The organism is Pseudomonas sp. 8O (assembly GCF_902506495.1).
GTDB classification, from domain to species: domain Bacteria; phylum Pseudomonadota; class Gammaproteobacteria; order Pseudomonadales; family Pseudomonadaceae; genus Aquipseudomonas; species Aquipseudomonas chaetocerotis.
On record NZ_LR733267.1, the window covers coordinates 564,721 to 591,678 of the forward strand.

Genomic DNA, 26,958 nt, shown 5'->3' on the forward strand with positions numbered 1-26,958 from the left:
GGTACATGATGAACACCCTCAACAAAAAAGAACTGATCATTGGCATCGCCATGCTCGGCGCCAGCCTTGCCTACCTGGTCATGGCGCAACAGTTGCCTGGACATGACGGTGTCGATGCGGCCACTGTGCCGAAACTGCTGGCCGGATTCCTGTCTCTGCTGGGCGTGATGCAACTGGTCAGCGCCTTTGCCAAACCCAAGGTTGCCGCCGAACCCGCAAGCCCGGTGCCGGCAGAAGCTGAAGAGCAACCGACTGAAGTCATAGAACCCAGGACCGTCCTCAAGACCCTCGGCCTGATCCTCGGCTACATGGCCCTGCTCGGCCCTGTGGGCTTCCCGATCATGACCGTGGTTTACCTCTATCTGCAGTTCCTCGTGCTGACGCCGGTAAAGCAGAAAGCCAGACACCTGACCTATCTGCTGATTGCCGTTGCCTGCTCTGCGATCATCTTCCTGCTGTTCCGCGAGGCCTTCGATCTGTTGCTGCCCGCTGGCCTGCTGAACAACTTCATCTGAGGATCGACCATGCTCGAATTACTGCAGCAAGGCTTCGGTGCCGTTTTTTCACTCAACATCATGATGCTGATGGCCGTCGGCGTAGCCATGGGCATCGTCTTCGGCGCGGTACCCGGCCTGTCCGCGACCATGGCTGTAGCACTGTGCCTGCCGCTGACCTTCACCATGGGCCCACAGGCTGGTCTTTCCCTGCTGGTCGCGCTGTTCATCGGTGCCACCTCGGGCGGGCTGATTTCGGCGATTCTGCTGAAGATTCCAGGAACGCCGTCATCGATCGCGACCGTGTTCGATGGCGGCCCGCTGATGGAACAGGGCCACGGCGTCAAGGCGCTGGGCGTCGGCATCGTGTTTTCCTTCCTCGGCACCATCTTCAGCATCGTCGCGCTGATGTTCATCGCCCCGCAGTTGGCCAAGGTGGCCCTGAGCTTCGGCCCGCATGAATACTTCGCCATTGCGGTGTTCTCCCTGACCCTGATCGCCACTCTCTCGGCCGGCTCCATGGTCAAGGGCCTGTTCGCCGGTGCGCTGGGTATCGCCGTGTCCACCGTCGGCATTGCGCCGGTAGAGGCCGTACGCCGCTTCACCTTCGGTGTCAGCGAGCTCAACGGCGGCTTCTCGATGCTGACAGTGATGATCGGCATGTTCGCCGTGGCCGAGATCATCAAGCTCGCCGAAAGCGGCCGTCATGCCGTGCAAGGCAAGGCCAGATCGGTGAGCATGAAGAACATCAAGGGCTTCGGCTTCTCGCTCAAGGAGTTCCGCGAGCAACTGCCGAACGCTGGGCGCTCCGGCCTGATCGGCCTGGGCATCGGCATTCTGCCGGGCATCGGCGCCGGTACCTCGAACCTGGTGTCCTACATCATCGCCAAGAAACGCGCGAAAGACGGTCACACCTACGGCAAGGGCAATATCGGCGGCGTGGTCGCCAGTGAAACGGCCAACAACGCCGGTATCGGTGGTGCAATGATGCCGCTGATGACCCTGGGCATTCCAGGCGACACCGTCACCGCGATCATGCTCGGCGGCTTCCTGATCCACGGCATCCAACCGGGCCCGCTGCTGTTCATCAGCCAGGGGCCGCTGGTGTACACCATCTTCGCCGCGCTGATCGTTGCCACCTGCATGATGCTGTTCATGGAGTTCTACGGCTTGCGCCTGTTCATCAAGCTGCTCGACGTGCCCAAGCACATTCTGCTGCCGATCATTCTGGTGCTCTGCGTGGTTGGTGCCTTCGGCCTGTCCAGCCGCCTGTTCGACGTCTGGTCGATCCTGCTGTTCGGTCTGCTCGGCTATGCCTTCGTCAAGGCCGGGATGCCAGCGGCGCCGTTCATCATCGGCTTTATCCTCGGGCCGATGGCGGAAACCAACCTGCGCCGTGGTCTGATGCTGTCGGATGGCAGCTTCGCCGAGTTCTTCACCAATCCGATTGCCGGCACCTTCCTCGGCCTGGCCCTGGCGTTCGTAATCTGGCAGGTGTTCAGCGCGCTGCGTCCCAAACCCAGCGCGATAAACGAAATCCTGCGCACCTGACACCCACCTTGCCGCCCCCTCTGCTCAGGGGGCGGTTCATTTCCGACTCCCGCCTCTTTCGTCTCCAGCCCTCTACAACGCCACTGCAGCGGCTTGAGCAAGATAATGGACGCGCTCATTGATCCAGGTCTAATCTAATCAACCACTAGATTGATACCCGGAATGAATCAATGTTCGACCTGGCTCAGCTGCGCTGTTTCACCACCCTGGCCGCCGAGCTGAATTTCCGTCGCGCCGCCGAACGCCTGAACATGACCCAGCCGCCGCTGAGCCGGCAGATCCAGTTGCTCGAACATCAGCTTGGCGTGAGCCTGTTCACCCGCAGCACCCGCTCGGTTGCCTTGACGGCGGCTGGTCGTGCCTTCTTCGTCGAAGCCCAGGCGCTGCTCGATCAGGCCCACCGCGCCGCGCAGAGCGCCCGGCTGGCCGCCATCGGCGAAAGTGGTGCGCTCAATATCAGCTTCGTCGCCAGCGCGGTGTATGACGTGTTGCCACGCGCGATAACCGAGGCCAAGCGTGAACGCCCGGGCGTGGATATCGCCTTGCTGGAAATGAGCACCTTCGAACAGGTGCAGGCACTGCGCGCCAGGCGCGTGGACCTGGCCATCGTGCGCGCGCCCTTGCAGCAACCCGGGCTGATCAGCGAATGCCTGCTGCGCGAACCCTTCGTGCTGGCCGCGCCCACCGGGCATCCGCTGGCACAACACGCAAGGCCGACTCTGGATATGCTCCATGGTCAGCCCTTCATTCTTTACGCGCATACCGCCTGGCAGCCCTTCAACGAACTGCACACCGGCCTGTTTCGCGCAAGCGGCATCCAGCCTGAATTCGTTCAGGCGCTGGGCTCGACCCTGACCATCCTGTCGCTGGTCAATGCCGGCATGGGGCTGGCACTGGTGCCACGCAGCGCCAGTGCCATCCGCTTCGAGCAGGTGCGTTTCCGCGACCTGCCGCTACCGGCAGGCGTATGCGGGGAGTTGCATCTGGTATGGCGCGACGACAACGACAACCCTGCCTTGCCGTCGATGATCGCTGCCGTGCGCCAGGCCGCTCGCGACATCTATCCGCAGAACTGACGTTCAAGCGCGTTTGCCGACCTCAGCCTGCTGCACCGTCCAGCCGGCAACCTGCTCGCTCAGGCTCAGGCCAAGACCTGGACGAGTCGGCACCAACATGCGCCCGTCGCGAATGTCCAGGCGCTCGTTGAACAGCGGCTCCAACCACTCGAAATGCTCGACCCAGGGCTCGCGGGTATGGCTCGCGGCCAGGTGCACGTGCAGCTCCATGGCGAAGTGCGGCGCCAGGGTCATGCCGGCCTGCTCGGCCAGCGTCTGCACGCGCAGGTAGGGGGTAATCCCGCCGACGCGCGGCGCATCGGGCATAAGGAAGTCGGCGCCGCGCTGGCGGATGAACTCCCAGTGCTCGGCCGGGCTGGTGAGCATTTCGCCAGTGGCGATCGGCGTATCGAACAGGCGCACCAGCTCGGCATGGCCTTCGGCGTCGTAGCAGTCCAGCGGCTCCTCGATCCAGATCAGGTCGAAGGGTTCAAGGCGTCGGCACATGCGCCGCGCGGTCGGGCGGTCCCATTGCTGGTTGGCGTCGACCATCAGCGGAAAGCTTTCACCCAGGTGCTCGCGCACCGTGCTGACGCGGTGGATATCCAGCGCCCAGTCGGGCTGGCCGACCTTGAGTTTGATACCGCCAATGCCCTTTTCTCGGGAAATGTCAGTGTTCTTCAGCAACTGATCGAGCGGTGTGTGCAGAAAGCCGCCGGAGGTGTTGTAGCAACGTACCGAATCGCGATGGCTGCCGAGCAAACGTGCCAGCGAAAGGCCACTGCGGCGCGCCTTGAGATCCCACAAGGCGACGTCGAAAGCACCGATGGCCTGGGTCGCCAAGCCGCTGCGACCGACCGAAGCGCCAGCCCAGCACAGCTTGTCCCAGAGTTTGGCGATATCACTGGGGTTCTCGCCAATCAGGTTAGGCGCCACCTCCAGTGCGTGGGCGAACTGGCCGGGACCACCGGCGCGCTTGGAATAGCTGAAGCCCAGGCCACGGTGACCGTCGCGGGTTTCGATCTCGGCGATCAGAATGGCGATCTCGGTCATCGGCTTCTGCCGTCCGGTCAGCACCTTGGCATCGCTGATCGGGTTGGCCAGCGGCAGCGCTACCGAGCGCAGGCTGAGCCAGGTAATACGGTCGTCGTCGGCGCGTGGGGCGGCGTTATCGGTCATGACATCTTCCTCGTGATGAAACTCGACGCCCCGATGGGCCGCCGAAAATGGACAACCCGAGCCAGATTAAGATGATTGCGCAATCATTCAAGCATCAGGATCACCCGCCAAGGCCTGGCCTGCTCATGGCCATTTGCCGGACACGTCTAGACGTTTCACAAATCTGCAACATTCGCCGTCTACGCTGAATATGTCCCGCTCCGCCTGACCTCCGAGGCATCCCATCATGTTCCTGCAAAAATCCCTGCGCGCGCAGATTCTCGCCCTGCTCGGCGGCAGTCTGGCGCTGATCCTGATCACCGCACTGGCCTGCTTCAGCTTCCTCTCCAGCGGCATTCAGTCCTACCGTGGCCTGCTCGACGGACCGCTGGAATCTTCGCGCCTGATCGACGCGGCCAATGTCGAATTCAAGATCCAGGTGCAGGAATGGAAGAACGTCCTGTTGCGCGGCCAAGACAGCGCCAACCTGCAACGCTACTGGGGCCAGTTCGAAGCGCAGGAACGCAAGGTGCAGGACATTCTCGGTCAGTTGACCCAGGTCGCCGCTGCCGACCCGGCGTTGAAGACGCAGGTCGAGCGCCTGCGCAGCGAACATCAGGCGCTCGGCGGCAATTATCGCAAGGGCCGCGACGCCTTCGTGGCCGCCGGTGCCGATGCCAGGGCCGGCGATGAAGCCGTCAAGGGCATCGACCGCGCCGCCAGCGAGCAGATGACCGCGCTGGTCGAGCAGTTGCGCCAGAACAGCCTGAGCCAGGCCGAGCAGATCAATGCCAGCGCCGCGCGCACCATTCTCAGCGGCACCCTCGTGATGCTGGCCGCGGCCATGGTCATCGCCGTGTTCAGCCTGTGGCTGGTCAATCGCAATCTGATCATCCCCATCCGCCATCTGATCGGCCATGTCGATCAGCTCAGCCAAGGCCGCTTCGGCCAACGCGTGGAAAGCACCCGTAAGGATGAGCTTGGCCTGCTGGCCCGCGCAGCGAATACCCTGCGCGACTTTCTCGCCAGCACCAGCGAGCGCCTGCACCACAGTACGCAGAACCTCGACAGCGCCAGCAGCGAGTTGAACGCCATCGCCTCACGCATGACCGAGGGCGTCAGCGAGCAGTTCGAGCGCACCGATCAGGTCGCCACTGCCATGCACGAGATGTCCGCCACCGCCCAGGAAGTCGCGCGCCATGCCGCTGATGCCGCGCACGCGGCCAACGATGCCGACGATTCGGCCCGTCAGGGCAGCACGGTGATGCAATCGACCATCGCCACTATCACCGACATTCGCGGCGAGATCGCCAACACCGCCGAGGTGATCCGTCGCCTGGAAAGCGACAGCGGGCGCATCGGCAAGGTGCTGGAGGTGATCCGCGGCATCGCCGAGCAGACCAACCTACTGGCCCTCAACGCCGCCATCGAAGCCGCCCGTGCCGGCGAACAGGGCCGTGGTTTCGCCGTGGTCGCCGACGAGGTGCGCACCCTGGCCCAGCGCACCGCCGAGTCCACCGCCGAGATCAACCAGATCATCGATACCGTGCAGAACGGCGCACTGAACGCTGTACGCGCCATCGAGAGCGGCCAGCAGCGCAGCGAACAGGGCGTGACCCAGGTCACCGAGGCTGGCGCCATGCTGCAGCGCATCACCGAGGCAGTGGAGGCCATCCGCGACATGAACCAGCAGATTGCCACGGCAGCCGAAGAGCAAACCTCGGTAGCCGAGGACATCTCGCGCAACCTCACCGAGCTGACCGCCATCGCCAGTGCCAACCAGGACAACGTCGAGCGCACGCAGAAGGCCAGCCGCAACCTGCACGACATGTCCGGGCAACTGGGCGAAGTGACTCGCCGCCTGGGCTCCTGAGCCGACCAGCGAACCGGCATGAACACGCAGCGCATGGCTCACCCTGCATCTTCTACAGCCTGCGCGGCAGAGCGGGCGCAAGCCCTCCAACTCGCTTGCGGGGACGGTACGCAGGGCGGACAAGCCACCGGCATGTCCGCCTCACCCACTGAAAACAGGCAAACGACAAAAGGTCGCAATTAATCCTTGCTATTTATGTAATAGGAATTATTCTCAGTTACGTAATGACGGCCAAGGAGACCTGCCATGACCTACCTGATCGATGCCTGGCTGGACCGCCCGCATCCCTATCTGCGCATCCTCAACCGCGAAACCGGGGAAGTCTGCGCCATGCTGGAAGAAGAAGCCCTCGACGAACTGCGCGACCAGGGCGACCTGGACCTGCACGAGCTCAGCTCCAGCGAGCCCATCGTGCTCAAAGAGCTGGTGCGCAGCCTGTTTCTCTACTGCTATGCACGAGCCCTGCGTCCGTGAACAGAGTCGCGGCGGCCAAGTCATCACCCTATTTCCGGTGCGCGCGGTGCACCCTACCCTGTCTCGCAGCAGCGTAGGGTGGACGACGCTTCACCCGTCCACCGTCGTCGCGAATGGTGGACAAAAACAGCGTTGTCCACCCTACGATACTTAAACAATTGGCGCGCGCGGCGCACCCTACCCAGAGAAACGCAAACGGGGCGCCCTGTCAGCCAGAGCGCCCCGTTTCGTAGGGTGTAGCGGGGCCGCCCAGGACGTGCGCACCGCTACTGCGATCGCTTACAGGATGTCGAGCAGCTCTACATCAAACACCAGCACACTGTGCGGCGGGATGCTGCCGACGCCCTGGGCGCCGTAGGCCAGCTCGCTCGGTACGTACAGGCGCCATTTGCTGCCGGTGCCCATCAGTTGCAGCGCCTCGACCCAACCCGGAATCACGCCACCAACCGGGAATTCAGCCGGCTGGCCACGCTCGTAGGAGCTGTCGAACACGGTGCCGTCGATCAGGGTGCCGTGGTAGTGGGTACGCACCTGATCCTCAGCCGACGGCTTGGCACCCTCGCCTGCGACCAGCACTTCGTACTGCAGGCCGGAGGCCAATACGGTCACGCCTTCGCGCTTGGCATTCTCGACCAGGTAGGCACGGCCTTCGCCAGCAGCGGCTTCGGCCTTGGCGGCAGCTTCGGCCTGCATGATTTCGCGGATGACCTTGAAACTGGCGCCCAGCTCGGCTTCGGAAACACGACTGGCCTGGCCGCTGAAAGCGTCGGTCAGACCGGCGAGGATGGCCGTCAGGTCAACGCCGGGCGGCGGGTTGTCACGCAACTGACCACCGAGTTGACGACCGATGCCGTAGCTGACACGACCTTCATCGGAGGACAGATCGGGGCTGAAGTTGAATTCGGACATGAAAGGCTCCGCTAGGGGCTGCAAAAAGGCCGGCCAGACTAGCACAGAAGCCTGGCGCGACGTCACGACCCCATGCCTTGCCCATCGCAGCCAGGACTGCATGGATGCAGGAGGTAGAGCGAAGCCGGATGCCAGAGCCGACACAAACATGTCGTGGGAGGCGCTTCAGCGGCGACAAACAGAGCTGCGCCCACGCCGGCAGCGCTCGGAGCAGTAGCGCACCTCTTCCCAGCAGCGCGCCCACTTCTTGCGCCAGCTGAACGGCAGGCCGCAGACCACACAGGTCTTCACCGGCAGCTCACTCTTCTTCACAGCATTTCTCCAGCATCGAGTTTCGCCAACAGGCGCTCGCCCCAATCCCACAGCGCCTGCTGCTTGGCCTCGGTCATGCGCGCCAGGTTGCGGTAGACCATGCCGATACGCGGGTTGCGCTCCAGGGGCTCGCGGTGGCGCATCAGAAAATGCCAATACAGCGCGTTGAACGGGCAGGCCGACTCACCGGTGCTCTCGCTCACCTTGTAGCTGCAGCCCTGGCAATGATTGGACATGCGCTTGATGTACTGGCCGCTGGCGCAATACGGCTTGGAACCTAAGTAGCCACCGTCGGCATGCATCACCATGCCCAGGGTGTTGGGTAGCTCGACCCAATCAAAGGCATCCATGTACACAGCGAGGTACCAGTCGCAGATATCCTTGGGTGCGATGCCCGCGAGCAAGGCGAAATTACCGGTGACCATCAGCCGCTGGATATGGTGCGCATAGGCATGCTCCAGAGTCTGGCCGATGGCCTGACGCATGCAGTTCATCCGCGTCTTGCCGGTCCAGTAGAACGCTGGCAGTACGCGTGAATTGCCGAAGCGATTGCCTTCGGCGTACTCCGGCATGCGCAGCCAGTAAATGCCGCGCACGTACTCGCGCCAGCCGATCAGTTGGCGGATGAAACCTTCGGCGGCGTTCAGCGGTACGTCGCCAGCGCGATAGGCCGCCTCGACCTCGGCGCAGAGCCGCCGCAAATCGAGCAGGCCGATATTCAATGCGGCGCTGATGCGCGAGTGAAAGAGAAAGGGTTCGCCATCGGCCATGGCGTCCTGATAGTCGCCGAAGTCGGCCAGGCCGTTGTCGAGAAAATGCTGCCAGAGGCGCTCGGCCTGCTCGGCCGTTACCGGGTAATCGAAACCCTCAAGGCTGCCGTAATGACTGGAGAAACGCTGCCCGACCAACGCCAGCACGTCACGCGTGATGGCGTCCGGCTCGACGCGCAACGGCAAAGGCGGATGCACGCCTTTTGGCAACGACTTGCGGTTGTCGGCGTCGAAGTTCCAGGCACCGCCCTCCGGTGTGCCGTCGGGGTTGAGCAACAGCCCACTGTCACGGCGCATCTCACGGTAGAAGAACTCCATGCGCAGTTGCTTGCGCCCCTTTGCCCAGGCAGCGAAGGCTTCGCGAGTACAAAGAAAACGATTGTCCTGATGCCAGTGAATCGGCACGCCGCAGTGACGCAATGCCTGTTCCAGGCGCCAGTCGCCGCACTCGGTCAAATGCACCTCGGCCGGATCGAGCCGTTGCGTCCAGCGCAGCAGCTCGCCGGGCAGCGAACCACTGTTGTCCGGATCATCCAGGGTCACGTAGTGCACCTGCAGGCCCTGCTCACGCAAGGCTTCGGCGAAATGACGCATGGCGCTGAAGATCAGCGCGATCTTCTTCGGATGATGCGGCACATGGCTGGCCTCTTCCATCACCTCGGCCAGCAGCACGTGATCATGGTCCGGGTCGATGTCGCCCAACGCACCAAGGCCGTGGGTGAGCTGGTCGCCCAGAATGAGAATCAGACGACGAACACTCACAGCAGCACGATCTCCATGTTCGGGTGGCGGCGCAGGTGGCCGAGCAGGATGTGATAGGTGTCGAGGTTGAAGCCGCCCAGGCGCTTGGTCAGTAATGGCCGGGCATGCTCGAGGCCATCGACCGTACCGAGATGGCGCCATTGATCGAGCACGTGCCACTGGGTAAGACCGTGCTGGTCATCGCGCTCGACCAGGGCGACCGGCCCGGCCCATGGCCAGGCCTGGGTTCGCAGGCGCTCGGCGCTGGCGAGCAGCCGCGCATCGTGCACCTGGCGCGACTCCCCGCCACAGCAGGCGCCAGCACAGCGCCCAAGCTGATAGGCGAAGCAGGCACCGTCGCCCTCCTCCAGACCGAGTACACGCAGGCACAAGCGTCGCTGCCGCGCCTGCTCAAGCAGCCACTGACGCGCGTGATGTCGCGAGCGGAACAACCCGGCCTGCCTGAGCCCTGGCGTCAAAGCCTGGTGCTGGAGCAGTTCGATGCGCAGATCGCCAGGCTCGCCCGCCAGCGCCCAGGTCAACAGCTCGCGCTGCTTGCGCAGCCGACGGTTGTACAGGGGTTGCAGACGCTTGATCTCGGCAGACTCGAACAACAGAGCCCCCAGCTCACCGGCCGTGACAGCCACCTGCACATCGCGGATCTGCTGCACCATCTGCAGACTGCGGCGGTCACGGTGATCGTTCTGAAAGTGCGACATCACCCGGCGGCGCAGGTTGCGACTCTTGCCCACATACAGTTGCGCACCGCCGTCGCCCAGGAAGTAATAAACCCCTGGACGTTCCGGTAACTGGGCGAAACGCTCTGCGGCCAGCAACGGAGGCCGCGCTGCGCTTCGCAACTGATGCCCCAGCGTCGCCGGCGCGACCTGCTGCAGCAAATGCCGAGCCAGCGCCAGAACGGCCTCCGCATCCGGCACGGCGCGATCGCGGAAGAAACGCGTAATGCAAAAATGCGCGCAAAGTGCATCGAACCCGGCACCCGCCAGCTCCGGCAGGGCCGATCTGGACAGGCGCAGGGTGCAGAGCTGCTGCGGACGCTGCACGTTCCAGTCAGGCAGCACACGGCGCAAGAACGCCAGACTGAATCGAAGGTTGTGGCCTACCAGCACGCGGCCGCGAATGGCAGCGGCTATCGCATGCGCCTCGCTCTCGATACGCGGCTGGCCGCGTAATTCCAGTGGATGCAGACCACTCAGGTTGAGCAACTGCGCAGGCAACGCGACACCGGGCTCGAACAACCAGTGCAGGCGCTCCACGACACAGCCCTCAGCATCGACCTGGATGATCGCCAGCTCCCAGATGGCATCACGTGCCGGATGAGCCCCAGTGGTCTTCACCTCCACGACCGCCAGGGCTTTACCCTGCAACGTCGCGGCCGGTGCGAAAGCTGCCGTCACCAGCCGGAACGAAAGGCGATGGGCACGCGCAGGCTATTGTCGGCCGATGGCATGCCGCACATCTCGTCATGTACCGAGCTGTGCACCAGAAAGAAAGGTAGCGCCGGCATTTCCTGCAGAACGTCACGCGCATGCTCAACCGAACGCAGGTTCAGCGTGCTGCCCCTGTCGGTAAGAATCGGGTGAGCGCGGCCCTCCATCCTCGCTTCGAGGAGATAAATGCCACCTTCCAGTGAGATCAGATTGAGTTCTTCGACGCGCCCGGCTTGAGCGTGAGCGGACAGATCATGCAGATTCATCGGTCTTGCCTCCTACCTTCAATTGTACAAGAACTTATACAAAACTAATTCTTGTACAACAAAGAAAAAGCTCAAGCCCAAAAAGCAAAACGCCCGTCGCGTTCGGACGGGCGGTTGTGAAGCGGCTTCAGATTAGTCCAGGTCAGTCGTGCTTGGTGACCTTGTCCAGATAGCCCATGGCGAAGGCCGAGCCAACGAACGTCAGGTGAATGATCACGTACCATTGCAGGTACTTAAGATCGTAGTTCTTCGCATCCATGAACACCTTGAGCAAGTGGATGGACGAAATGGCCACGATGGACGCCGCCACTTTCATCTTCAGCGAGCTGGAGTCCATCTTGCCGAGCCAGCTGAGCTTCTCGGTACCTTCGTGAATGTCCAGGCGTGAAACGAAGTTCTCGTAGCCGGACAGCATCACCATGACCAGCAGCCCACCGACCAGCGCCATGTCGATCAGCGACAGGAGCTTCAGGATCACGTCGGCTTCGGTGAGCGAAAAGATCTGCGGCAGGATGTGATAAAGCTCCTGAAAGAACTTGACCGACAATGCCAGCACGGCAAGAGAAAGACCGAAGTAGATCGGCGCCAGCAACCAGCGCGATGCGTACATGGCGTTTTCGATGAAGCGTTCCATGGAGAGCTCACTGAAGGATGGAAAATCGCGGCGAGTATACCCATCGCACTGCACCAACAGAAGGTGCCCCTGGTACTGTGGATAACCCCAGCCCAGCAGTAATGTCAGGATTGCCCGAAAGCGCCTTGCTTCAGGCGTTTCAGCTTTGTCCATCGGTTTCGGGGTGACGCTGGAATGGCCCGGAGGGGTTGTGGCGTTCGCCGTTGACACGACGTAGTTCGGCCTGCAGATGCAGACACCAGATCGGCGGTTCGCAGCATTCTATGTAGCCTTGCAGGGCCAGGCTCTCGGCAATCGCCGTAAGCGCGTCCTCAGCGACAGAAGGTCCATAGAACGGGCCCTGCGCCTTGATAGCCGAGGGCTGTGCGCCTGACATACCGGCAGCGCAAAGCAGTGTCCAACGTCCGTTGTCTCCTGCCAGTGGCTTGATCGCGCACTCGATGCGGGTGACCAGGCCCAGGCATTGGCGGGTGAGGCAGAGGCTACGCGGCATGGCGGCGACCCTCGCGGAATCCAGGTTCCAGCCTACACCCCGAGTGGCCGAACTGTGAAGGCCAAAGTTATCCACGCAATCTGTGGATAACTCTGTGCATGAGACGTGAGCAAGAACGCCTGCGCGCCTGTCCCGGGCAATCCGGGACAATCGTGCAAGATATGATCAGCTCGACGCGCTTTCGCCGTCGCTTTTCTTGCGGCGTGGTGCCTTGGCCGGTTTCGCCGCGGCCGCCTCAGCTTCCGCTTTCGCCTTGTCCGCGTCAGCCGGTTTGATCTCTTCCTCCAGCCCGATCTCGGCGATATCGCGCAAACGTTCGACCACACGGGCGTTGACGCTGCCTTTGGGGAAGCGCCCCTTTTCGTCCGGGTGGCCAGCCGCCTCGCCGACCAGCAGGCTCAGCGCCTCATCGACATGGCGCACGGCATAGACGTTGAACTGCCCCGCACGCACCGCCTGCAGCACACGGTCATCGAGCATCAGGTTGGCGACGTTGGAGTGCGGAATGATCACCCCCTGCTCGCCGGTCAGGCCCCGTGCCTCACAGAGACGGAAGAAGCCTTCGATCTTCTCGTTGACACCGCCGACGGCCTGTACCTCGCCGAACTGGTTGATCGAACCGGTGATGGCGAAGCACTGCTTGAGCGGGGTGCGCGACAGCGCCGAGATCAGCGTGCAGACCTCGCCGAGCGAGGCGCTATCGCCGTCGACGTAACCGTAGGACTGTTCCAGGGCAATACTGGCGGAAATCTCCAGCGGGAATTCCTGGGCATAGCGGCTGCCGAGAAAGCCAGTGAGGATCATCACGCCCTTGGAGTGGATCGGCTGGCCAAGGCTGACTTCACGTTCGATGTCGACGATGCCGCTGCCGCCCGGATAGACGGTGGCGGAAATCCGCGCCGGCACACCGAAGGCCGAGTCGCCCACTTCCAGCACGGTCAGGCCGTTGCACTTGCCGACGGCGGCGCCGCAAGTGTCGATGAGGATGATGCCGGCCAGCATGTCGTCGATGATCCGCGCCGAAACGCGCCCGGTGCGCGTGGCCTTGGCCTTGAGCGCGCGCTCGATATGACCTACGTCGGTGATGCTTTCCCCGGCGAGCTGGCGAATGAAGTCGGCCTCGCTGACCAGCTGGAACAGGTCGCCGATGCGCGCTGACAGACGCCCCTGGTGCTCGGCCAGACGCGCGCTGTGGGTAGCCAGGCGCGCCACCGCAGCGCCGGTCAAGGGCGCCATGCCCTCTTCCGAGGTGCGCGTTTTCATCAGTTGCGCGAATTGCTCCAGGCTTTCTTCGGCGAGCGGAATGTCTTCGTCGAAGTCGACCAGTACGCGAAACATCTCCTGAAAGTCCGGATCGGCATCCTGCAGCGCGTAGTAGAGCTGACGCGAGCCAATGATGATGACTTTCAGCTGCAGCGCAATGACCTGCGGGTTGAGTGTGACGGTCGCAATACGGCCGAGATCCCCCAGCGGTGATTCCATCTTCAATTGGCGCGAATGCAGAGCGCGCTTGAGCGCTTCCCAGACGAAAGGCTCACTGAGCAGTTTCTCCGCCTCGACCACCAGGTAACCGCCGTTGGCGCGGTGCAACGCCCCGGGGCGCAGCTGGCGGTAACTGGTATACAGCGCGCCCTGATCGGAGCTGTATTCGATGCGGCCGAACAGGTTGTCGTAGGTCGGGTGCGACTCGAACACCACTGGTGCACCGCCGTTGGCGTGATGACCGACCACCAGGCTCGGGCAGTACATTTCCTCCAGCAGTTTGCGCAGTTGCGGATCGGCCTTGTCGACCTCCACCAGTTGCTCGACGGCGGTTTTCAGCAGGTTGACCTGCATGGCCTGCAGATAGGCGCAGACACCTGCGTTTTCCGCGTACTTCTCCGACAATGGGGCCAGCAGGGGTTGCAGGGCAACGGTGATGGTCTCTTCATTGAGTTGACGCAGCAGGTTGCTCGACTCACGCTTCCACTGCGGCAGGCTGGCCAGCTCTTCGTTCAGGCGCTCCTCCAGCGCGGCGATATCAGCGTGGAAGCGCTCGCGCTCGGCCTCCGGCAACTGAGCGAACTCGGCTTCGTCCAGCGCCTTGCCCTCGGCCATTGGGGTAAAGGCGATATTGGTGCTGTCGCGGTACAGGGCCACGCCCTTCTCCAGCGACAGCTTCTCGATAATGTCCAGCGCCTGGTCGTAGCGCTTGTTGAAGCTGCGATCGATGGCGCTCTTCTTCTGCTGGTAGGTCGGCGTTTCGAATACCGCCGGGAAGGTGGCCAACAGATTGTCGATCAACTGGTTGATATCGGCGATGAAAGCACTCGCGGTGCCGGATGGCAGCTCCAGTGCACGTGGTTCGCGCGGCTCATCGAAATGGTTGACGTAGACCCGGTCGGCCGGCGTTTCCATGCGCTTGGCTTCAGCCTTGAGGTAGCGCTGCACGAAGGAGAAGCGTCCAGTACCGGGCTCACCCATGACGAACACGTTGTAGCCTGGACGCGGCATGGCCACGCCGAACTGCAGGGCCTCGACCGCGCGGGCCTGACCCAGTACGCCGCGGAAAGGTTCGAGATCATCGGTACTGCTGAAGTTGAACTGCTCGGGGGCGAAGGGGCGGGTCAGTGAGTCGGGGGCAAGGCGCAAAGCATCGAGGCTACGCTTGGACATTGGCGATCCTTATAGCGGGCGGAAGTTTCCGCAAAACATGGGGTGATTCTGGGCCTGTGGCGCGAAAGGGATCAAGGCTTGATTCATGGCAATACGCTAAATCGGGTCTGCAATAAGCTTTCACGGGTTCCTCTGCAAAGCCTGTGGCCACGACGGGTAGCAACACAATCGAGAGCCTTGCCTATGAGTGCCTTTCAGGAAATCGCCGCCCTGCTCAGCCTGTCTGCCCTGCTGGGCATGCTCGCCGTACGGCTGCGCCAGCCACTGATCATCGCCTACATCCTGGTCGGTATCATCGCCGGCCCAGCCGCGATGAATCTGGCTGGTGATCACAGCTCGATCAGCCTGCTGTCGGAAATCGGCATCACGGTGCTGTTGTTCGTCGTCGGCCTCAAGCTGGACATGCATCTGGTGCGCACGCTGGGCGCCGTCGCCCTGGCCACCGGCTTGGGGCAACTGAGCTTCACCATCATCGCAGGCCTGGTTCTGTGCCGCCTGCTGGGACTGGACTGGGCGAGTGCTGGCTACGTGGCCGTGGCGCTGACATTTTCCAGCACCATCATCATCGTCAAGCTGCTGTCGGACAAAGGCGAGATCGACTCGCTGCACGGGCGCATCGCCATGGGCTTTCTCATCGTGCAGGACATCGCCGTGGTGCTGGCCATGCTGGTCATCAGCCTGTATCAACCAGCCGGCAGCGAAAAGATTGGCTTGCCGCCACTGGCCTTGGTCGGCGCGCTGCTGGCCAGCCTTGTGCTGCTCTACCTGCTGGTGCGCTTCGTCCTGCCGCGCCTGCTGGCGCCCATGGCCCGCTCGCCGGAATTGCTGATGCTGGTGGCAATCGCCTGGGGCACGCTGCTGGCTGGCGGCGCCGAGGCGCTGGGTCTGTCCAAGGAGCTGGGCGCGTTCATCGCGGGCTTCTGCCTGGCGTCGACGCCACTGCGTGAAGCCATCGCCAGTCGGCTGACCAGCCTGCGCGATTTCCTTCTGCTGTTCTTCTTCCTGCATCTGGGCATTCAGCTGGACTTCTCCTACCTGCACCAACAGATCGGCAGCGCCGTGTTGCTGTCGCTGTTCGTGCTGATCGGCAACCCGCTGATCGTCATGGCCATCATGGGCGCAATGGGCTATCGCAAACGCACTGGCTTCATGGCCGGACTTACAGTGGCGCAGATAAGCGAATTCTCGATCATCTTCGTCGCCATGGGCATCAGCCTCGGCCATGTGGGCAGCGCAGCGCTGGGGCTGACCACCCTGGTGGGGATCATCACCATCACCCTGTCCACCTATATGATCTTGTACGCGCAGCCGTTGTTCGAGCGCCTTTCTCCCTGGCTAGGGATATTCGAACGGCGCGTAGCCCACCGCGAAAACGCCGAGGACAACGCTCCGGATCACACCCGACCGGAAGTCATCGTGTATGGCCTGGGGCGCTATGGTCGCCAACTGGCCCATCGCCTGCAGGATGCAGGGCTGCGCGTGCTGGGCGTGGACTTCGACCCGCAGGCCCTGGCAAGCGCCCGCCGGGCAGGCCTGGCGGTGTGCTATGGCGATGCCGAAGATGCCGACTTCATCGCCCATCTGCCCTTGCAACAGGCGCGTGCACTGGTCAGCACCATTCCGCAGCGCGAGGTCAATGCACTGCTCCTGCGCGCCGCACGCAGCGCCGGTTTTCGCGGCAACGTCACCCTCAGCGCCTTCCGCGAAGGTGATCTGGAGGCCTTCACTCGCGCCGGTGCGGCCAGCGTCCTGCAGCCTTACATAGATGCCGCCGACTCAGCCGCCCGGCGCCTGCTGCAAGAGGTGGAGCAGCCGCTCAGTTGAACTGCGCACACCCCAGGCAGTATTCGGCAACTGGCAGGGCTGCCAGACGCGCCGCTTCGATCGGCTCGCCACAACACAGGCACTCGCCATAGCGCCCCTCGGCCAGGCGCTGCTGCGCCTGGCGCACCAGTAGCACTCCCTGTTCGGCCTCAGCCAGCAGCGCTTCGAGCACTTCGTCATTCTGCCGCTGCTGCGCCTGCTCGGCGAAATCCGCCGAATGGATGCGCGCCAGATCGCGGCGAATCGCCTCGGCACGGGTCGTGTAGTCAAGCAGCAGAGCGTCCAGCACATCACGGTGAGCCATGAGCAATCTCCTTGCGTTGAAGAGCGCTCAGTGTGATACCCCGCGCGAAACCCGTGACTGACGCCGGTCAGCACTTGCGCTAAATGTCTTGTTCGACTGCCTTGACACCAATCGACAGCCTGGCCAAAGCTCGGCCATCGCCATGACCAGAAGAACAGCGATCTTGAAACGGATATTCACCGTCCTTGCCCTGAGCCTCAGTCTTCCCCTGCATGCTGCCACGCTCGAACAACTGGCCAACGACTCCTACTGGATCGCCCTCGGTCACTACGAGACCGGCAAGCTCGGCGGCTGGCGCAGCTATGTCGACGACGACGATTTCTTTCTCGCAGAAGATGGCGACAGCGACCCAGCGGCCGAACTGCAGGCGACCCTGAAGGCCCTGTACCAACCCGTCGAACTCGGCGACCGCCACCCGCAATGCGTCTACCCGGCGCGTACCCGTTGGCTCAAGGCGCAATTGCAACTCGATGACCTACCCAGCCCGGACTGCGCCGAATACCGAAACTGGTTCGCCGACGTCAATCCGCACAGCACATTGCTGGTGTTCCCGGCGGCCTACCTGAACAGCCCGTCGTCGATGTTCGGCCATACCCTGCTGCGCATCGACCAGCCCGATATCGACAGCCACAACACCGCACTGCTGAGCTACGCACTGAACTTCGGTGCCTTCATCGAAGGTAACGACAACAGCATCCTCTACGCCTGGCGCGGGCTGATGGGCGGCTACCCCGGTCTGTTCGCCCTGGTGCCATATCGCGAGAAGCTCAGCGAATACAATCGCCTGGAAAACCGTGACCTCTGGGAATACCGGCTGAACCTGACGCCGGAAGAAACTGCGCGCATGGTCGAGCACGTCTGGGAGCTCAAGCAGATCCGTTTCGACTACTTCTTCTTCGACGAGAACTGCTCCTACCGCCTGCTCGAGCTGCTGGAAATCGCCCGCCCCGGCATCGAACTGACCGAGTACTTCCCGCTCACCGCCATTCCCACCGACACCGTGCGGGCGGTCAAGGATGCCGGGCTGATTGAGCGCATCGACTATCGCCCTTCGCGTGAGCGTGAGCTGCTGGCGCGTGCCGAACCGCTCGATAGCGACGAACAGGGCTGGGTACTGCGCCTGAGCCAAGACCCGGCGCAACTCGATGACAACGACTTCCTCGCCCTGCCGGCAGAACGTCGCGCGCTGATCCAGGACGCCGCCTTCCGCCTGGTGCGCTACCACGCCAACGATGAAGAGCGCAGCAGCAACGCTCAGCGCAGCTTCCAGTTGCTCGGCGCGATCAATCGCAACCCGCCGCCGCCCCTGGAAGTTGACCGCCCACCGCTGCCCGAGGAAGGCCATCAATCGCGCACCTGGCAACTGGCTGGCGGCAGCCGCGACGATCGAGCCTTCGCCGAGTACGGCCTGCGCATGGCCTACCACGACCTGAACGACAACCTCGATGGCTTCCCCCTCGGCGCACAGATCGAGATTCTCCAGCTCAAGCTGCGTCAGTACGAGAACAACCACTGGCAGCTGCAGCGCCTGGACCTGGCCAACATCCGCTCGCTGACACCGCGCAACGCCCTGCTGCAGCCGCTTTCCTGGCAGGTTGGCGGCGGTCTGGAGCGGGTGCTCGGCGAAGATGGCGATAGCCCGCTGGTCGGCCATATCAGCGGCGGCGCTGGCGCCACCTGGCAGCTACACGATGACGTGCTCGGCTTCGCCCTTGGTACCGCACGCCTGGAATACAACGAGGATTTCGCTGCCGTGATCGCCCCTGCCCTGGGCTTCAATGGCGGGATGCTGTGGCGCAACCCGCTGGGCAACCTGACTCTGGAAATGGCCGGCGACTACTTTCATAACGGCGAAGTGCGCCGGCGTCTGTCGCTCAACCAGCAGTGGGAAGTGTCACGCAATCTCGGCCTGCGCCTGAGCGCGCAGCGCGAGTTCAGCCAACTGGCCAGCCCGGTCAATGAAGTGAAGCTGGAGCTGCGCTGGTATCACTACTGATCGAGCCAACGCACTGACGACAGGCTTCTATACTGAAACTCCCGCCACCCGTTTCAGGAGAGTCATCATGCGCCGCACACTCATGTTTCTCGCCGCTGCCCTGATCAGCCTGCCACTGTGGGCCATGCACTGCCCGCAGGACATGGCCAAGATCGATGCATTGCTGCAAAGCGATCCGCCTGCCGACCCCGAGGTACTGGCCAAGGTGCAGGAGCTGCGCGCCGAAGGCGAAGCCCTGCACAAGGCCGGCGATCATGCCGAGTCGGTCAAGGTGCTGGGCGAAGCCCTCGACCTGCTGGCCGCCAGCGAATGAATCACGCTGGGCTCGCTCAATAACCGCTATACAGCAAGCCCAGCGCGACCTGGCGCACTTCCTGCAGATCCACCGGCTTGCTCAGGCAGGCCGAAGCGCCGCGCGTCTTGGCATCCTCGAACAAACGTACGTCGGCCACCGCGCTGATCACCATCACCGGCACATCACGCAAACGCGGCTCAGCGCGCATGGCGTCGAGAACATCCAGCCCATTGCCGTCAGGCAGATCGATATCCAGCAACACCAATGCCGGCTCACTTTCCTGCAATTCGGCCAGCGCCCGCTGGCATGAACTCACGCCCCTGACCTCGGCAAACTCACGCAACGATGCCTGCAGGATCTTCATGCAGGCCGGGTGGTCCTCCACGCACAGCACGTGCACCAGATTTTGCACGGCCTGCGCCGGCACCTCGGCAGTCTCGTCGCCCAACACATCGGGGCTGGCTGCACTGGGTATGTCGAGCCAGAAACGACTACCTACACCGGGCTCGCTACGCACACCAATTTCGCCTTCCATCAGCGTGGCCAGCTCGCGGCAAAGCACCAACCCGATGCCGGTGCCGGGAATATTCGAGCTCTCCCGGCCCAGACGCTGAAACGGCTGGAACAGCTGCGCCTGCTGCTCGCTGGAAAGACCCGGCCCAGTGTCGTCCACCCACAAGCGCACACAGTCGGCACGCACCTCGTAGCCCATGCGGATCATGCCGCGCGGGCTGTTGTACTTGATCGCATTGGACAGCAGGTTGAGCAGAATCTGTCGTACCCGACGCGGGTCGCCCTGCACGAACAAGGGCGGGTTGGCCGCCTCCATCACCTGCAGTTGCAGCTGTTTCTGCTGCGCTTCGGGCTGTACCAGCTCCGCACAACCGCTGAGCAGCGAGCCGATTTCGATAGCCTGGAATTGCAACTGCTGGCGCCGACTCTCGATACTCGACAAGTCGAGAATATCGTCGACCAATGACGTGAGATGGCGACTGGCGGTGACGATTTCGCGCGCGTAATCGGTCTCCAGCCTGGCGTCCTGCTTGTCCTGCGCTTCCATCTCGATCAACTGGGCGAAACCATGGATGGCGTTGAGCGGTGTGCGTAGTTCGTGGCTCATGCTCGACAGAAAGCGACTCTTGGCCTGGCTGGCCGCGTGCGCCTCAAGGCTGGCGTGGCGCAGTTCTTCCTGCACCTGCTTGAGCCGAGTGATATCGACGTGTGTGCCGGCAATGCGCAGCGGCCAGCCGCTCGCGTCACGCGCGAGGACCTTGCCACGGCTGAGCAGCCAGAGGTAATCGCCGCGACAATCGAGATAGCGGTACTCTGCGTCGAAGTACTCCTCGCCACTGTCAGCGAATAGCTTGCGCAGGTGACGCAGACGTTCCAGATCATCGGGGTGTACGCGCTGGTTGAACTCGCTCAGCGTCAAGTGATTCGCACCCAGGCCAAATCGCCGAACGAAGCGCTCGCTGAGATCGATGGTCAGATCAGTAGTGTCGATCTGCCAGAGGCTTTCAGTTGTGCTCTCCAGCACCAGTTGCAGAATGCTTTGCGCCTCCTGCCGCTCATGCTCGCTGGCCTTGAGCTGCTTGCCGGCCTGCTGCACGGCATCGGCCAGGCGACTGACCTCGGCGATATGACTGTCCGGCACTGCTGGCAAATATTTGCCCTGCCCCAGGCTGGTTGCCATGTCGACGATGCCATCGATGGGCTCGGCCAGCTGCGTGCTCAGCTTGCGCGAACGTAGCCACATCAGGGCGAAAAACAGCAGATAGAACGCCGCCAGACCGGCGATCAGCAGGTAGCCGATCTGCATGTAACGCTCGGCCAACTGGTTGGTTTCCTGGAAAATCTGCTCCTCGTCCACCACCAGCAGCAAGCGCCAGCCGGTTTGCGGTATTTCGCTCCAGGCCACCAGTTGCTTGCGCCCGCCGAGCAGCACCTCCTGCACGTTGCCATTGCCCGCGTTCATCGCCTGCAGCAATGGCTCCATGCCCTCACGCTTGGCCAGGTTGAAGTCCTCGGGCTTGAGTACCTCACGGCGCACAGCCTCCTCGTAGGAGTACTGGGTCAATTCCCGCAGGCCGAAATCCAGCTCCCCGGCCTTCGGCAGCGCCATGATGTTGTGGTCATGGCTGACCAGCATCGCGTAGCCCCGCCAGGGCACGCTGAGCTCAGCGATCTCGCCCAGTACCTGGCTCACGGTCACGTCCAGACCGACCACACCCTCGAGAAAATCATCGCGATACACCGGAGCGATGGCCGACATCATCCAGCCAAGGCCTGCCGGGTCGAGGTAAACCTCGGTCCACATCACCTTGCGCTCGGGGTTGTGCTTGGCGTCGGCGAGGTAATAAAAATTGTAATCCGGTATCACCATGTCATGGGGATACTGCGCGGGCGTATCGAACCAGGGATAGATGCGGTTGTAGCTATCCCAGGTATTGAAATACAGCGCCGCTACCAGTGGACTGGCCTGCTTAATCGAACGCATCAGCGGATCGAGTTGCGACAGACGCATGACCTTGGCGTGATCCTGCTGAGCAAGTGGCGTGCTGTTGGCATAGAAAGATGCTGCGCGCCCGTCATCGCTGCGGGTATAGAACACGCCACTGTCAGTGACCGCATGGCGTTGGCGCTCAAGCTCATCGGCCTGGAAACGGGTATCGAGCAACGCTTTGTGAGCGCCGTCGCGGTACACCTGCACCAGCGACTCGATAGAGCGCAGCCGCCCGTCGATGATCTGCGCTTCGCGCAACGCGGCACTGGCCAGATCCTTCACGGCCGTTTCCTGCAGATGCTCGATCTGCGCGTCACGAATCGCCTGATTGCTCAGCAGATACACCGCGATCAGCACCGACTCCACCAGAATCAGCGGGATCAGCGCGCTTTGCACGAACGCTCGCCAGATCCACTGACGTAGAGGGTAGCGGCTAGAACTCGGCATTACAGCTCCTTTGCAGAGTACGCGGGCAGATGCGAGGCGCCATCATAGCTTCCCGAGATCGAATCCGCAGTCGACGTTGAGGAACCTTTGCCGTAAACTTCGTGTCTGAACACTGACCGAAAAGTTTTGGGGCCGATTAGGATTCGACGCCGGTAGCGAAGCTCGAGGTGCATGCCGACTTGGTAACAGAAGTCGTAAATCAACTGTTGCAACTTTCTATAGTTGCCAATGACGAAAACTACGAGGGCTACGCTCTCGCTGCGTAAGCGGCGCGACTAGTCCTTCTGGTAGCTTCGGCTCCAGCGATCACTAGGGGATGCCTGTAAACCTGAAGTGATTGTCATGCAGAACAGGATCGCCGCGTAGTACGTTGTGGACGAAGTGGCTAAAACTTACACAACTCGCCCAATGCACCCTGCCCGTCGGGCGGCTGAGGGTTAACTCAATAGACACGGCTAAGCATGTAGTACCGACAGTGGAGAACTGGCGGACGGGGGTTCAAATCCCCCCGGCTCCACCAAATAAACCCCTGATTTTCCTAGAGAAAGTCAGGGGTTTTTCTTTGGGGTGTCGAAAAGGTGTCGAAGCGTTAGGCCTGCTGGAGAAGATCGCTTTCGATGTCTGAAAAATTGCTGATCTTCACCGAACCATCGGGAACCGGGCAATGACATCTAACTGCAGTGGTCAACTAATCCCGGACACTGCGTTAAGTTTTTCTTCCGCCACGGCAGGCGGGAGCCCGCCATTGAACTGATGTGGCCGTTGCCAGTTGTACCGTTGCATTAGAAACCGTCCGATATCTTGCTGTGCGAGCGCAGCGCTCATGTAACCCACACTAGGTAGCCATTCCGTTTTCAAGCTGCGAAACAACCGTTCCATTGGCGCATTGGCGTGGCAGTTTCCGCAGCGGCTCATGCTCTGCTTGAACCGATAGCGCCACAGCCGCTGGCGGAAGCTTCTGCTAACGTACTGGCTACCCTGATCACTGTGGAACAGCACATTCTGGGGGCGGCCGCGCTGCTCGTAGGCCACGTCCAACGCCTTGATCACCTGCTCGGCATCAGGCTTTGATGAAAATGCCCAACCCACTACGCGGCGAGCAAACATATCGATCACCGCCACCACATAGCGCCAACGACCTTGAACCCAGACATACGTGATGTCGCCGCACCAGACCTCATTCGGCGCCGACACGGTGAACGCCCGATCCAGCGCGTTCGGGATATCTGGTCTCTCCACCGTTGCCTTTTTGTAGGCATGCGAGCCGGGCTGCTTACTGATCAATTTCATCTCGCTCATCAGCTTGCGTATCTTGAATCGTCCAATTTCGATCCCGTCTTCGCGCATCATGAACATGATGCTTCGGCTACCCGCAGCGCTGCGGCTTTGGGTAAATAGCTCGTTCACTCGACTGCGCAAAAGCAGCCGCTTAACGTCCGGAGATCGGCGCTTACGGCAGTGCGCGTAGTAGCAGGAACGGGGGACTTCAAATACCGAGCACAACAGATCAACCGGCTCTTCAGCGCGAAATTGATCAATCAACGCGAAAGCTCGTGCTCCTCGGCCATCAAGGGCGCGGTGGCCTTTTTTAGGATCGATTTTTTCCGTTCCAGCCGATTGATCCTGGCTTCCAGCTTCTGGATCTTTTGCTGCTCGGGCGTCAGCGCTTTGCTCGCCGGGGTAATACCGTTTCGCTCCTCCTGGAGCTGGCTAACCCATCGGCGCAGGGCCGATTCAACCCAACCGAGCGAACGGGCTGCTTCGATATGGCTATAGCCCTGGTCGAGCACCAGACTGGCTGCCTCCCGTTTGAACTCGGGCGTGAACGTACGACGGTTTTTGTCCATCATACACCTCTCTCTATGGCGAGTATTCTCGCCCTAAAGGGGTGTCCGGGTTCAGTAGAACACTATACAAACGACTTTAGTGGTCCAAGCGAAGAGTAATTTCAGAAACACTTACAAGATGGACCACTTTTACAGAAGTATAAATCCAGGCAGTTTGCTCATATTTTTAAATCCTTAAAAACAAAGCTAACCGTTAGAAACCAGCGCTTTGGCGAGTTGATGAGCAGCATTATTAGCCTGCACTCGATTCAATGCCGCATACCCCAAAATAAATGCTGGCGGCAAAACAATGTTCCGACAGGATTTTTCAAGAGGTTGAAGAAGTAGCCCTAGCTCGGAGGCTGATTTCATCAAGCCCTCCAGATCAATACTGGATGATGGCCAGAGCACAAAGTGAAATCCAGCGTGCTCACCGGAGATTCGATAAAACCCTGCTGCCTCTATCGACAACGTATCGATAACAACATCACGTAGAGCTTGATATTCTTTACGAGCACGACGAATGTGTCTCAAAAAAGCAGGCCCACGCATAAACTCAGCAAGACCGAGCTGCTCCGAAACGCCCACGCTACGCCCTATCGTGCGCCATAGACTTAGTATATTTTTATGTAGATCTGGCGGAGCGATCATATAGCCTATTCGCAAGTTCGAGAACAATGCCTGATTAAAGCTTCCGCAATAGATTACGCGCCCCATAGTATCAATAGATTTCAGCGCAGGTAGCGGAGCACTTTGATAGTTAAACTCACTATCATAGTCATCCTCAATAATCCATGCATCCTGACGCCGCGCCCAATCAAGCAACTCCAAACGACGCGTAGCTGACATTATTACACCAAGAGGAGACTGATGAGCGGGCGTTACATACGCAAGCCGACAGTTGGCTGGAATGGTTACGCCCCGCAGATTAATACCCTCAACATCAATAGGAGCATATACGACATTAGCACCAGCCTTCTCAAAAATTCGATGTACTGCGGGGTAGCCAGGATCTTCCACACACACAGAATCATTTACATTGATCACACAGCGAGAAACCAAATCAATACTATGACGAATACCATTGGTTATAAGTATATGCTCAGCGCAACAATCAATTCCACGATGTTTTCGAAGGTATATAGCGATCTGATTACGCAGATCAAATGTACCTTGCGACTCTATGTTACACATTTGTTCTGGCTGTATTGCAGACATCGCACGATGTAGTTGCGTAGCCCACTCAGCAGGTCTAATGAGCATCGGATTCGCCAACCGAGCAACAAAAGGAATACCTATCCTTGCCCGATAATCTTGTTCCTGTACCGGAGATACCTTCAAGTCTTCAACCGAGCTACTTTCGTCCACATCACCGTCACCGAGATTCAAGTAGCTGTTCGGCATAAGTGCGCTAACGCGGCTCCCGGAGCCAATTCTGCGAACCAGGTAGCCCTCAAGTTGCAACCTATCAAAAACGCTTTCCACAGTACCGCGCGCGATTTTCCATCGTTCGGCTAGAACACGCGAAGAAGGTAGGCGATCACCTGATTGCAGGAGCCCATTCAGAATTGCATCTCGTATCGAGCGGTATGCGCGCTCCTGCTTCGTTAAGCCTAGAGCCTCCAATGGCATCGGAAGATCCAGACCAGATGACTTCTTGCCTTTTCCCATAATAACCCACACTAAAACGCTTTAAATGGTCCTGCCTAACGGACCACCCAGCAGGAAGGGAAATACTCAATCAATAAGCAATATTCACTTTCTCATACCACACACAACGCACACCGCTAATCACAACAAACTCACTAACAGCTACATGATAGATAAATCATCGACAGCACCAATCACCTGCGCTATCCAGTCATTCATAATATGCCGCCGGCGCCACCTGTATTATGCCTGGCATCTCAGGTTGAATATTATCAATCGCCTTTTGTAGCTGTCGCAACTGCTGAGCGTCGCACGAGTCGCGACGGCAGTACAACCAAACCTCTTGATTGAATTGCACCAAAGGTTGCGGATTGAGCATATGATTCATTTGATACTGGCCAAATAAAAACATTAAAGTCTCATCCGGCCCCAGCACGGCATCCAACCGCCCCAAAGCCAACATTTCTACGCCCTGTCGATAATCAGATACTTCAACATGACGCGCCCCCGCTAAGCGCCCGATGATGTTATCACCTTGGCCACGCAACACACCAACCCTGAGCCGATCATGGGTTAAATTATCACTATTTCCCCGAGTATAAACCGATAACACTATCTCATACACTTTTGCGACAGGCACCACGCTGCTTGGCATATTATCATTCTCCAACATCAGCCCGATGTCGGCTTGACCACCCTCCAACACCCGCACCGCCCTAGCATAGGGAACCAGATGCACCTTTATATTGATCCCAGAAAGGTACTGAAGCATTTCAGCAACCTTATTATTTACGCAACGAGCACCTTCCACCGTGTCTTCACAGTTAATAGGAGGCAAATAACCGAGCACTAGCCGCATAGGGAGATCTGAAACCTTAGCTGCAATAGAGGCATGAGAGCAAATCGACAACCCGATCAGCAACACATAACGGCGCAAGTACATTATTTACTCCTAAATTAAAGCAGCGTAGATGATTGCCATCAGAATAGGCTGCAGGCCTGAAATCAACACCCATGCTCCCGGTGACTTGTTCGGTCTATCAGAGCCCCTCCCTGCAGAACTAGGTAGTCACCTAGCTATCACGATTCAAGATCCCTTGGCGAAGTACCGCGCATGATCCTTCATCGCTCTGCTGAAGCATTCGCAGAGGACTGGCAGCGCCGTAGCTCATTCAGAATTGCAATCACGCATCGAGTGGTCTGCACGCGCTTGTTTGTTGAATCCAGAGCATCCAATGGCATCGGAAGAATCAGACCCAATGAGCGCCCCCTAATGG

Annotated in this window: 22 protein-coding genes, 1 other RNA gene and 1 pseudogene; 9 read left to right on the forward strand and 15 right to left on the reverse strand. The window is 60.5% G+C overall.

Annotated features, from left to right (window positions below; translation table 11 throughout):
- Positions 1-8: 8 nt before the first annotated feature.
- The 3 genes from GV002_RS23940 (at position 9) to GV002_RS23950 (ending at position 3,121) form a co-directional block, all read left to right on the forward strand.
- Entirely contained in the window at positions 9-515 is a 507-nt protein-coding gene (locus GV002_RS23940; RefSeq protein WP_160020735.1) for a tripartite tricarboxylate transporter TctB family protein, read from the forward strand.
- Between the two features lie 9 nt (positions 516-524).
- On the forward strand, positions 525-2,045 hold the full coding sequence (locus GV002_RS23945; RefSeq protein WP_160020736.1) for a tripartite tricarboxylate transporter permease: 1,521 nt from the start codon (positions 525-527) through the stop codon (positions 2,043-2,045).
- 170 nt (positions 2,046-2,215) lie between these two features.
- Positions 2,216-3,121: a LysR family transcriptional regulator gene (locus tag GV002_RS23950; RefSeq protein ID WP_160020737.1), complete on the forward strand. Its 906-nt coding sequence runs from the start codon at positions 2,216-2,218 to the stop codon at positions 3,119-3,121.
- 3 nt (positions 3,122-3,124) lie between these two features.
- Here the strand turns inward: GV002_RS23950 and GV002_RS23955 are convergent, their stop codons facing one another.
- Complete coding sequence (locus GV002_RS23955; RefSeq protein ID WP_160020738.1) at positions 3,125-4,279, reverse strand: L-talarate/galactarate dehydratase; 1,155 nt, start codon at positions 4,277-4,279, stop codon at positions 3,125-3,127.
- 226 nt (positions 4,280-4,505) lie between these two features.
- On the opposite strand from GV002_RS23955, the gene GV002_RS23960 reads away from it, so the two are divergent.
- Both GV002_RS23960 and GV002_RS23965 read left to right on the forward strand, forming a co-directional pair.
- Positions 4,506-6,131 (forward strand): methyl-accepting chemotaxis protein, encoded by a 1,626-nt coding sequence (locus GV002_RS23960; protein ID WP_160020739.1) that lies wholly within the window; start codon positions 4,506-4,508, stop codon positions 6,129-6,131.
- Between the two features lie 246 nt (positions 6,132-6,377).
- Positions 6,378-6,605, forward strand: a complete 228-nt coding sequence (locus GV002_RS23965) for a hypothetical protein (protein ID WP_074675630.1) — start codon at positions 6,378-6,380, stop codon at positions 6,603-6,605.
- Between the two features lie 279 nt (positions 6,606-6,884).
- Here GV002_RS23965 and GV002_RS23970 read toward each other — a convergent pair whose 3' ends face one another.
- The 8 genes from GV002_RS23970 to GV002_RS24005 form a co-directional block, all read right to left on the reverse strand.
- Positions 6,885-7,514, reverse strand: a complete 630-nt coding sequence (locus GV002_RS23970; RefSeq protein ID WP_160020740.1) for an FKBP-type peptidyl-prolyl cis-trans isomerase — start codon at positions 7,512-7,514, stop codon at positions 6,885-6,887.
- A gap of 165 nt (positions 7,515-7,679) precedes the next feature.
- Positions 7,680-7,826 carry a DUF2256 domain-containing protein gene (locus GV002_RS23975; protein ID WP_160020741.1) on the reverse strand — a complete coding sequence of 49 codons (147 nt, stop codon included), beginning with the start codon at positions 7,824-7,826 and terminating at the stop codon, positions 7,680-7,682.
- Positions 7,823-9,358, reverse strand: coding sequence for a cryptochrome/photolyase family protein (locus GV002_RS23980; RefSeq protein ID WP_160020742.1), 1,536 nt, complete (start codon positions 9,356-9,358; stop codon positions 7,823-7,825). Before GV002_RS23980 ends, GV002_RS23975 begins: the two co-directional genes overlap by 4 nt.
- Positions 9,355-10,755 carry a 3'-5' exonuclease family protein gene (locus tag GV002_RS23985; RefSeq protein WP_160020743.1) on the reverse strand — a complete coding sequence of 467 codons (1,401 nt, stop codon included), beginning with the start codon at positions 10,753-10,755 and terminating at the stop codon, positions 9,355-9,357. Before GV002_RS23985 ends, GV002_RS23980 begins: the two co-directional genes overlap by 4 nt.
- Complete coding sequence (locus GV002_RS23990; RefSeq protein WP_160020744.1) at positions 10,752-11,054, reverse strand: DUF6482 family protein; 303 nt, start codon at positions 11,052-11,054, stop codon at positions 10,752-10,754. Before GV002_RS23990 ends, GV002_RS23985 begins: the two co-directional genes overlap by 4 nt.
- A 142-nt stretch (positions 11,055-11,196) precedes the next feature.
- Positions 11,197-11,688 (reverse strand): TIGR00645 family protein, encoded by a 492-nt coding sequence (locus GV002_RS23995; protein ID WP_160020745.1) that lies wholly within the window; start codon positions 11,686-11,688, stop codon positions 11,197-11,199.
- A 139-nt stretch (positions 11,689-11,827) separates the two neighbouring features.
- A complete protein-coding gene (locus tag GV002_RS24000; protein WP_160020746.1) occupies positions 11,828-12,181 on the reverse strand; it encodes a hypothetical protein in 354 nt (117 codons plus the stop codon).
- A gap of 165 nt (positions 12,182-12,346) precedes the next feature.
- Complete coding sequence (locus GV002_RS24005) at positions 12,347-14,836, reverse strand: Lon protease family protein (RefSeq protein ID WP_160020747.1); 2,490 nt, start codon at positions 14,834-14,836, stop codon at positions 12,347-12,349.
- A 183-nt stretch (positions 14,837-15,019) separates the two neighbouring features.
- On the opposite strand from GV002_RS24005, the gene GV002_RS24010 reads away from it, so the two are divergent.
- The gene (locus GV002_RS24010) at positions 15,020-16,660 is read left to right on the forward strand and encodes a cation:proton antiporter (RefSeq protein WP_160020748.1); all 1,641 of its coding nucleotides are present in this window, start codon (positions 15,020-15,022) and stop codon (positions 16,658-16,660) included.
- Here the strand turns inward: GV002_RS24010 and GV002_RS24015 are convergent.
- Complete coding sequence (locus tag GV002_RS24015) at positions 16,653-16,964, reverse strand: TraR/DksA family transcriptional regulator (protein WP_160020749.1); 312 nt, start codon at positions 16,962-16,964, stop codon at positions 16,653-16,655. The two genes, GV002_RS24010 and GV002_RS24015, sit on opposite strands and share 8 nt — an antisense overlap.
- Before the next feature lie 160 nt (positions 16,965-17,124).
- Here GV002_RS24015 and GV002_RS24020 point away from each other — a divergent pair, with 160 nt between their 5' ends.
- Together GV002_RS24020 and GV002_RS24025 are read left to right on the forward strand one after the other, a co-directional pair.
- Positions 17,125-18,960 carry a DUF4105 domain-containing protein gene (locus GV002_RS24020; RefSeq protein ID WP_372241853.1) on the forward strand — a complete coding sequence of 612 codons (1,836 nt, stop codon included), beginning with the start codon at positions 17,125-17,127 and terminating at the stop codon, positions 18,958-18,960.
- Between the two features lie 67 nt (positions 18,961-19,027).
- Positions 19,028-19,273, forward strand: a complete 246-nt coding sequence (locus GV002_RS24025; RefSeq protein WP_160020751.1) for a hypothetical protein — start codon at positions 19,028-19,030, stop codon at positions 19,271-19,273.
- A gap of 16 nt (positions 19,274-19,289) precedes the next feature.
- Here GV002_RS24025 and GV002_RS24030 read toward each other — a convergent pair whose 3' ends face one another.
- On the reverse strand, positions 19,290-22,205 hold the full coding sequence (locus tag GV002_RS24030; RefSeq protein ID WP_160020752.1) for an ATP-binding protein: 2,916 nt from the start codon (positions 22,203-22,205) through the stop codon (positions 19,290-19,292).
- A gap of 128 nt (positions 22,206-22,333) precedes the next feature.
- Here GV002_RS24030 and ssrA point away from each other — a divergent pair.
- Positions 22,334-22,725: a transfer-messenger RNA gene (ssrA, locus tag GV002_RS24035) on the forward strand.
- 164 nt (positions 22,726-22,889) lie between these two features.
- On the opposite strand, the gene GV002_RS24040 is transcribed toward ssrA, so the two are convergent.
- The 4 genes and pseudogenes from GV002_RS24040 to GV002_RS24050 all read right to left on the reverse strand — a co-directional run bounded on the left by GV002_RS24040 (position 22,890) and on the right by GV002_RS24050 (position 26,624).
- Positions 22,890-24,052 (reverse strand): IS3 family transposase gene (locus GV002_RS24040; RefSeq protein ID WP_160020788.1). Its coding sequence is split into 2 segments (ribosomal slippage): positions 22,890-23,797 and positions 23,797-24,052, totalling 1,164 coding nucleotides; the frame shifts between segments, so codons are not numbered across the junction.
- Between the two features lie 186 nt (positions 24,053-24,238).
- Positions 24,239-25,420 carry a PLP-dependent aminotransferase family protein gene (locus GV002_RS24045; RefSeq protein ID WP_256667186.1) on the reverse strand — a complete coding sequence of 394 codons (1,182 nt, stop codon included), beginning with the start codon at positions 25,418-25,420 and terminating at the stop codon, positions 24,239-24,241.
- Between the two features lie 36 nt (positions 25,421-25,456).
- A pseudogene (locus GV002_RS24715) lies at positions 25,457-25,702 on the reverse strand (GntR family transcriptional regulator); the annotation flags it as partial.
- Positions 25,703-25,892: 190 nt separating this feature from the next.
- A complete protein-coding gene (locus GV002_RS24050) occupies positions 25,893-26,624 on the reverse strand; it encodes a substrate-binding periplasmic protein (RefSeq protein ID WP_160020754.1) in 732 nt (243 codons plus the stop codon).
- Positions 26,625-26,958 lie beyond the last annotated feature (334 nt).